The sequence below is a fragment of the Microseira sp. BLCC-F43 genome (assembly GCF_041929235.1).
Taxonomy (GTDB): Bacteria; Cyanobacteriota; Cyanobacteriia; order Cyanobacteriales; family Aerosakkonemataceae; genus Microseira.
The window spans coordinates 1-7,594 of sequence record NZ_JBHFNP010000264.1; the positions used below are offsets into that span (position 1 = coordinate 1).

Genomic DNA, 7,594 nt, shown 5'->3' on the forward strand with positions numbered 1-7,594 from the left:
CATGACAGGCACAGGTAATCGTGGTTTTATTCAAGTTGATTTAATGCAAATCAATCGATATTATGTCGAAATAAAACTCGGAATTAAAATGGCACCAGAATTTCCCGGAGGTGAAGCTGATTGGTTTGCAGGAATGTCTGAGCTTGATGACCCTACTCCTCAGTGGGCTAGCGTTCCTTTCTGGAGTACACGTCCTCGTCCAGGCACTACAGAAAAAGTTGCTACCATATCGGGTTTGGCAACAGGTCGCTATCTCACGATTGGAGTAATGGATGTAGGAAGCGGTGAACCAGAACTGCGAATTTATAGCCTAAAAGCCTGGAAAGTTAATTTACCAACATAGGAGAAAATTTTGAAAACCAACAAAGGACTTTATGTAGTCGCTAGCTTCTTCATCGTCTGTGCGATCGCTTGCGGAATGATTAAAGGTAGCTTTGTTTATAAATCCTCCGATCATAAAATATTGATTGAAATCCAGTCTCAAGACGTGGAAATTGTTTCGGCGGTTCTGAGCTTCATCTCCGTCTTGCTTGGGGTGGTTCCAAGCCATAATGACTCTCGTCGCTAGCGATTCTTGCGTTGTCGTCTTCCCCCTTCCTCTCAGCGAGAATTGAATTAATTCAATTAATTGAATTAACTGGAGATCGGCTATTTTTGGGCGCACTTCCCCTAAATACCAACATCTCTTTTTTTTTGTCAAACTCTGCCATTATTATTTTGTTATTAATATTTAATTTAATTATTGCCCTAGACATGCAAAAAAAAAAAGGGGATAAACAAAACATAGTTAAGTTTGGACAAAAACACTGAATGAAGTTACTAACTGGACTTCCACTAATTGTGCTGGTAATCGCTGGACACATAGTGTATCGCCTCAAATGTTAAAGCCTGAAGGTGCAATCATTTCGCGCTGGTATAGCGTCAGAAAAGGTGTTCGCCAGTCACAGCTGGTTAAGTACGATGCCTCCTATGTAATGAAAAAATTCGAGCATGATTTTTTAATTCCATTAGGGATGTCAATGAGCGAATTTGCAAATTCATATTATGCATGGAATATCGAGCAGCCTGTTGATGGGGAAGTGTTGGACGATCGTGTTGAATAAACCTCACAATTTTTCCACAGGTTATGCGCTAATTTGTAGCGACTGGAATCGCGACTACTGGAGCATTCTCGAGGTTAACCCTGTTGGTTCTTTTGGAAAACGTGAATACAGGGTTATTTTAGAGAAAAAAGGATTTGCTGTTGCGGTTGATAAATTATTTCAACTAACAAAAGAACGCTGGGAAGGAGAGCATCGTTGTGTCAAACAATTATCCCTTTTCGATGCAAGGAAAGAAATACAAGACTCAAGGAATATGGTGGAGTGACGCGAACCGCATGGAAACCAACGTCAAGGTTTTCGAGGATTCTGTTTATTTTAGCTCCATCTTTGAACTAGATGTGTATCGGCACCTAATAGAGTTTCCTTCGGTTTTTGTATATCGACAGCATCGATTAAAAATAAAGGATGCTACAGAGAATTATCCAGGGATTTATTGGCGCTGCGATTTTCGAGTAGAGAGCAGGGATGATTCCAGTAGATTCCTCAATATTGAAGTCAAGGGACTTGTTCTACCAGGCTTCAAGAACACGATTAAATACCTTGAGTATTTCAGTCCGGCGGAGTACTCCCGTCTGGTACTCATAACAAAGAGACGACAAAAGGTAGACCGCTATTTGGCTGCTTGGCGTCTCTCTGATATTTCGGACTTGCTTGCAGTACACAAAATGAGGTGATTATGGCTTGGCTGGGAAAACCTGAGAAAAACAAAAAGTACCCTGACTTCTCGGAAGTTTATTACGACCCTCACAAAACAGAAACGATGATTGACATTACTGAAGGTCGTTTTTTCAAGATAGACGGAGGTTACGTTCTTTTGGCTGCTTTTAGGTCAATGACCGATATTAAAGCAGAAAGCAATATTGCTGGGACAAAGATTTCGTTTTAAATTTTTTCTCAAAATTACGAGCGATTTGTTAAATCTGACACTCCAAAAGCCGCAACAGATGCGTCTCGAATGCAGAAGACATTGTGTTCCTACTTGGACACGAAAGTATTCAATTCGGGCGCGTTTGCCGCTTCTTCTAGTGCGAACATATTGAAGGGATGTTTTAGCGGGTCATTCTTGTATACCTGATCAAGCACTGTTGCTGATTTAGTTGCTGACAACAACAAGGCGAGCGAAGATTACCTTTTCAAAAATCTTACTCAAGTGGACAGAAAGGTGATTCCAGAGTCGCTGACAGGAGCATCTGGTGACAGCGGTAGTTTCGGAAGAAAGAGTGGTTATCCTCCACAGACAGAGCAGCAACACTTAGAGCAAAGAATCGCTGTTCTTGCTAAGACATTAACGCCCCTATCTTCGTCTCAAGACTGTCCGCAAGATATCGGTGCAATGGCGTCCATCTTGGCGGGCTTAAGAGCCAACAGTAAAAACCTCGATAGCAGCGTTGAAGAGATTCTTTACGAGGAGGTTCGTTGGCTCTTGAGGCTTATCTTTGACTTAGGCAGGTAATTCAATTAATTTAATTAATTCAATTCTTGAAGTAAGGGGAAGCCTCCTTCCCTTGGAGGTAGCATGGAAGAACCTGTAGATTACGCGGCGATCAGGAAGCTGTTACGCGCTAACGATTTTCCTTGGGACGAATCAATTCCTTTCGGCAAAAATATTGAGCGGCTAATCGACGAGTGCTCCTGTATTCCGCAAGCGCACATCCAAATACCTTTACTGGCTGCCTACGCCTGCATTCCGTCTGCATTATGCAATAAACTCCCCTTGCTTTTTCTTTACGGTAGCGAAGGCTGCGGTAAAACGGAATTAAGCGCTATCTATGCGGCGATTCATCAAACTCAAGTGTTTGCTGCTAGCTCAACCTTTGCCTCAATTCGCAACGAAATAGACAGCAAAAGGTTTGAAATCGTTACTGTTGGCGACGAAGGTTTTCACCATAGATTTGAAAAGCACTTCTGTTTGATGTTGGACAATCTTAACAAGGAAACCTTGCTCAACGAACAGATGTATACCCTGCTACTTACTGGCTTTAATCGCGATAGCGCCAACACTGTAATTTCTTCGGAAATAGGGAAAAATCGAGTCTTCAATACTTTCTGCCCTAAAGTCCTTAGCTCAATCCATGGTTTGTTCTCGGAACCTCGCTATCGCGAATTAAGTCGTCGCTGTCTCTATATTTCCATGAAACCAATTGAGCGATTCACAAAGGCTGACGAACCTAACAGATTTACTAGAGAAAAAGATCCCAGCTTGTGGAGATTAGCAATACTAGCTACTCAGTTTAAAGCTTTTTGGTCAGCATGTCAGGTTTGACGCACTTGCATTGAACGAGGAGTTGATGAAGCAAAAGATGAGGCTGGAAAAAGCTATTTCACATACGTCTATTGATTTATCGTACGAAATGTACATAAACCTAGATCTGCGAAATTTGATTGAGCAATGCTTTCGCTTAGCGTTTGTTTACTTCTTCGCGCTTATTAAATATGAAGTTGAATCGAGTCAAACACAGGATAAATCGTCATGACAGAAGCTGGAAAATACACTGTTACCAAAATAGCTGAGGTAAAGCTAGAAGGAAGAACCGTAGGTTTTTATCAGTATAAAACTCGGACTGGAAAAGCTTACGTTCATGCAGCAATCACCATGAACAATAAACGACGATCTATGTATGTAGGTACTCAGTTGCCGTCGCGAGAAGTAATGCATGGAATAGCAAGGTTGATGTTAGTTTCTCAGGATGAATGGAATGCGAATCACTCAAGGGGGTCTAAAAATAATCGATTTGTGATTTTAGAGCAACATTTGATGACGCTAGAGTCAACAAGACACAGTTGTAAGATACAAGCGCTTGAGTCTGAGGTTAAAGCCCTCAAAGCCAAGTTTCATCAATCTCAAATAAAAGTTCAGAATCTGGTGTAACAGCTTGAAGCCCTGGAAATAATAGGTGACATGCAAGCTTCTCGGAGCAAAAAACTAACTCAAGCTCGCGATGAATTATATCAATTATTAACCAGCAAGCAATGTACGATAAAGGCGCAATATGAATAATAGAAACTTGGATTCGAAGGATTTACGCACCTATCCAGTACAACCCAAACCATGCAAAACTTGTCCCTTTGAAGGAGAAGAACCAGTTGAGCTAACCCCCAGGCGTTACGAGTACTTTATCAACAACTTATGTGGTAAAGGTCAGCATCTCTGTCATAGTGCCAACAACAAAGCGATTTGTCGTGGTGGTCGGAATATTCAACTGCGCTGGTTGTGCGCAATAGGGGCAATACCAGAGCCTACTGATGAAGCGTTTAATGCAGCAATAAATGAAGTAATGAGCAAAGTAAATCTAGTAAATCCAGAGAAGGAGTAACCACATGGAAAATTAAACTATTGATTGGACGAGCGTTCGCGTACTAGTGTGTCAAGTAGAAGAGGCTGCCCAAGGCTACAACAAATTGGTTGAAGAGTTGATCCGAGCAATCTTGTTGAATACTAAAAGCTCTTTCGAGTCACCAGGCAAGGACTCTACTACCCAAGATGAATTTAAAACACAGGTCGAAAAACTGCTCAAGGAGGCAGTGGAATTTCGTCTAATATTTGAAGGACATGCGGTTGACATCCGCAAGTTACAAGATCGCGCAAATTGAGAATATTGAACGCCAAGTGTTAGCGCTGTCCCATCTTTTAGGATTGTATTTTGAGAAAGGAGGCGATGAAGGCTTAAAGCAAGACTCTCCCTCGTCATCGCAGGAAGGAGAATCTTGCCTTGAAATGGAATTAAAACGCTTGAACCATGATACCAAAGAACCCTTAATGCGTGAAACGAGCGAAGGCAAGATAAAGCGAAGGCTCCTCAATCACTTAGTAACGAAGAAGCGCCTGGTTTATCCAGCCCAAATAGCAAGGGAGTTAAACATTCCCAGCGCCATCTATGTGGCAAGGGTTTTTCGTCAGCTAGAGGAAGAATGGCATGTAAGAGCTGTGGATACCCACGGATACAGAGGGCGCAAGCTTTACGAGCTTCTTGAGTCCGATACTTTTTTGCTAACATTCGCTAACAAACACATAAGTTAAACCACCAAATGTTGGTTCAACCAAGGGGTTAGGTCGAGGGGAGTTATTATACTCCGCCCCTCCCGTTTAGAACCGGACGTGCGCGTTTCCGTGCATCCGGATCCCGACAATCTTAGGTTTCCCTTTTGCTCGTGTGGATGTATTGATGGCACGATTGATGTACTACCGTTAGATTTTTTGGCTTCCAGTTGTTGTGGTTGCCGTCTATATGGTGGAGGTGTATATCTTCGCCATCTACGAACCTTAGTCCGCAGTATCCACATTTATGGTCTTGCTTAATTAGTACCTTAGCTGTTAACCCATCATAGTGCTTGGATTCTCTTTTACTCCAGTAAACTGTGTCACCATTGAAAGGGGATGCGTCCCCTTTAACCATGATGTGTTTGTTTTCTGAATGTGCCACTGCGGCGAATGCCTTTTTGACTAGGGATTCCGCTTGTTGTTTGGTCATGGTTTTTTCTTTTAATAATACCTTAAAAGCCTTGTGGTTTGTGTGCCACAATCAGAACCTTGAGCCATCCATCTTGCAGTAGCGGTGATAGTTTCTCCAGCCCCGGACAATGGGTGAAAGTTTTTCAGCTTTGGTTGAAGCACCATAATTCGAGTTATTAATTATGGCTTTAATTTTCTGACGGAATGTTAGATAGTTTGGCTCAGAGGGAATACACCTAAATTTTCCGTTTTTCTGGACTTTAAAGTTCCAGCCTAGAAAGTTAAATCCATCAGTCGCGGATACGAACCGAGTCTTCGCCGACTTAATATTTAATCCCCTCACGTGCAGAAATTCTATTATTTCATCAATAACTTTTGCTTGGTTATCACCCTTCTTAAAAATAAAAACCATGTCATCTGCATATCTTACAGATTTATGTATGGTTTCTATTCGATTTAAGGCAATGTTGGCAAGAAGAGGGCTGCATACCCCGCCTTGAGGCGTTCCCTGTTCGGGGAACTCAGGATTGACCCCTACTTTTAGGCACTTCCATAGCCCAAGTTTTACACTTTGCGGTGCTATTACTTGTGCCATTAGGTGGTTGTGGCTAATGCGGTCGAAGCACTTCTCGATGTCCATTTCTAGGATTATTTTATCCTTGCCGTTAGCCCGCGATTTCAGATTATCGCAGAGATATTTCTGTGCATCATGAGCCGAACGTCCAGGGCGAAACCCGTAGGAACGTTGAGCAAAAATAGCTTCGTGGGCAGGTTATAGGGCGTATTTGATAACACATTGCCATGCTCTGTATTTGGGGACTTTGAGTATTCTCTTAGTACCATCTTTCTTAGGGATTGGTATTTGCCGCAGCTTGCTATGATTCCAAGTATTAACCTGTGCTTTTAGTAAGTTGTCTAGGTCAAACCTTTCAAAGAAAGTTAGAGAAGCTTTGCCGTCTACACCTGCTGTTTTCTTACCAGTGTTAAGCTGAGTTACCTGACGAATTGCTAGTAATCTTGCACTTCGGGACTTCAGTATTAGCTTTTGGAGATTATTGGCTCGTTTCCTGTTGCCAACTCGAATAGCTTTCCACAATCTGCATTGGAGGCGGAAGAGATTTTTGCGGAATTTCTTCCACGGTAAATTCTTCCAAAGTTCACTATCACTATTGCTAGTCATGTGTCTAACTATGCTCACCTTTGTGTTTTGTGTTCTGATTGCCTCGAACGAGTTACCCTTCGTCCTACCCGGTGATAGGGTTTCCGCATCTCGTCTTGCCTACTGTGGGTTCTACCTTTCCACAGACCGTTGTCACCGTTTTTACTCGTTCCGACTTTAAGATTGTTATGACATTTTACGACAGACCACCAACGCCATTACCCTTCTCGGAGTTGGCGGCTGATGATACGAGGTCGCCGCGAGAATATAGGGTACGGAGTCGGCATAATTAGTTCAGGTTGCCGCTCTTGGCTGAGACGTTTTTCTAGGTCTAGTTTATCCATGGTGTCGCCCCATTAGCGCCAGTGTGGTATACCTGCATATCCTCTGATTGCGCCCTGTTCCCAGCTTCACTCTGTAGAATTCCGAGTCTACTCGGTGTGGGCAGATAGCGAGTAACTTCTCTCCTGAAGTGGAGGGCTTTCACCTCCATCCGTAAAGTCAGTTATGGAACATTCGGGATTTCTCCCGCGTTCTCACTTAGGGCTATATGTTGCCATTTTTACCCTAAACCGAGCCGCACCGTATCAACCAATGCACCCAGGAAAATCCCGCGCGCACCATTTAGATCCCGGTTGATGAAAAACCCGTCGCTGGATTTGATAACTTTTGCCCCGCCTAAGTTTTGGACGATTTCGCCGTGCAAGCTTTCAGTTTTGGATGTGTAAGCTTGATTAACTTGTGACATACTCCCTCACCAACCTTAACAGGTATGGTGAGGGCTTCTTGAAGCCCGATTAAGGGTATGCAAGATTTCCTTCGTGGTACTGTTATCTATAGTTCCAACTATAGTCAGATTCCCACTACGGCGTTTTATACTAG

General features: G+C 42.8%; 15 protein-coding genes. 11 read left to right on the forward strand and 4 right to left on the reverse strand.

Going from position 1 to position 7,594, the window contains the following annotated elements:
* The 11 genes from ACE1CM_RS34820 to ACE1CM_RS34870 form a co-directional block, all read left to right on the forward strand.
* Positions 1-343 (forward strand): hypothetical protein (locus ACE1CM_RS34820; RefSeq protein WP_374883473.1); only part of this gene is annotated, 343 nt, incomplete at its 5' end.
* Positions 344-352: 9 nt separating this feature from the next.
* Positions 353-568 carry a hypothetical protein gene (locus ACE1CM_RS34825; RefSeq protein ID WP_374883474.1) on the forward strand — a complete coding sequence of 72 codons (216 nt, stop codon included), beginning with the start codon at positions 353-355 and terminating at the stop codon, positions 566-568.
* A 310-nt stretch (positions 569-878) separates the two neighbouring features.
* Entirely contained in the window at positions 879-1,103 is a 225-nt protein-coding gene (locus ACE1CM_RS34830; RefSeq protein WP_374883475.1) for a hypothetical protein, read from the forward strand.
* Positions 1,096-1,368 (forward strand): hypothetical protein, encoded by a 273-nt coding sequence (locus ACE1CM_RS34835; protein ID WP_374883476.1) that lies wholly within the window; start codon positions 1,096-1,098, stop codon positions 1,366-1,368. The genes ACE1CM_RS34830 and ACE1CM_RS34835 overlap by 8 nt, the downstream gene beginning before the upstream one ends.
* Positions 1,369-1,779: 411 nt before the next feature.
* Positions 1,780-1,989, forward strand: coding sequence for a hypothetical protein (locus tag ACE1CM_RS34840; RefSeq protein WP_374883477.1), 210 nt, complete (start codon positions 1,780-1,782; stop codon positions 1,987-1,989).
* Between the two features lie 264 nt (positions 1,990-2,253).
* Positions 2,254-2,556 (forward strand): hypothetical protein, encoded by a 303-nt coding sequence (locus ACE1CM_RS34845; RefSeq protein WP_374883478.1) that lies wholly within the window; start codon positions 2,254-2,256, stop codon positions 2,554-2,556.
* Between the two features lie 63 nt (positions 2,557-2,619).
* Positions 2,620-3,366 (forward strand): hypothetical protein, encoded by a 747-nt coding sequence (locus ACE1CM_RS34850; RefSeq protein WP_374883479.1) that lies wholly within the window; start codon positions 2,620-2,622, stop codon positions 3,364-3,366.
* A gap of 207 nt (positions 3,367-3,573) precedes the next feature.
* Positions 3,574-3,972, forward strand: a complete 399-nt coding sequence (locus tag ACE1CM_RS34855) for a hypothetical protein (RefSeq protein WP_374883480.1) — start codon at positions 3,574-3,576, stop codon at positions 3,970-3,972.
* A 121-nt stretch (positions 3,973-4,093) separates the two neighbouring features.
* The gene (locus ACE1CM_RS34860) at positions 4,094-4,417 is read left to right on the forward strand and encodes a hypothetical protein (RefSeq protein ID WP_374883481.1); all 324 of its coding nucleotides are present in this window, start codon (positions 4,094-4,096) and stop codon (positions 4,415-4,417) included.
* A gap of 46 nt (positions 4,418-4,463) precedes the next feature.
* A complete protein-coding gene (locus ACE1CM_RS34865) occupies positions 4,464-4,694 on the forward strand; it encodes a hypothetical protein (RefSeq protein WP_374883482.1) in 231 nt (76 codons plus the stop codon).
* The gene (locus ACE1CM_RS34870; RefSeq protein ID WP_374883483.1) at positions 4,654-5,121 is read left to right on the forward strand and encodes a hypothetical protein; all 468 of its coding nucleotides are present in this window, start codon (positions 4,654-4,656) and stop codon (positions 5,119-5,121) included. The genes ACE1CM_RS34865 and ACE1CM_RS34870 overlap by 41 nt, the downstream gene beginning before the upstream one ends.
* Positions 5,122-5,233: 112 nt before the next feature.
* Here ACE1CM_RS34870 and ACE1CM_RS34875 read toward each other — a convergent pair whose 3' ends face one another.
* The 4 genes from ACE1CM_RS34875 to ACE1CM_RS34890 form a co-directional block, all read right to left on the reverse strand.
* Entirely contained in the window at positions 5,234-5,572 is a 339-nt protein-coding gene (locus ACE1CM_RS34875) for an HNH endonuclease (RefSeq protein ID WP_374883484.1), read from the reverse strand.
* Between the two features lie 51 nt (positions 5,573-5,623).
* Positions 5,624-6,310: a reverse transcriptase domain-containing protein gene (locus ACE1CM_RS34880; protein WP_374883487.1), complete on the reverse strand. Its 687-nt coding sequence runs from the start codon at positions 6,308-6,310 to the stop codon at positions 5,624-5,626.
* Between the two features lie 15 nt (positions 6,311-6,325).
* Positions 6,326-6,733, reverse strand: a complete 408-nt coding sequence (locus ACE1CM_RS34885) for a reverse transcriptase N-terminal domain-containing protein (protein ID WP_374883485.1) — start codon at positions 6,731-6,733, stop codon at positions 6,326-6,328.
* A gap of 541 nt (positions 6,734-7,274) precedes the next feature.
* The gene (locus ACE1CM_RS34890) at positions 7,275-7,460 is read right to left on the reverse strand and encodes a zinc ribbon domain-containing protein (RefSeq protein WP_374883486.1); all 186 of its coding nucleotides are present in this window, start codon (positions 7,458-7,460) and stop codon (positions 7,275-7,277) included.
* Positions 7,461-7,594 lie beyond the last annotated feature (134 nt).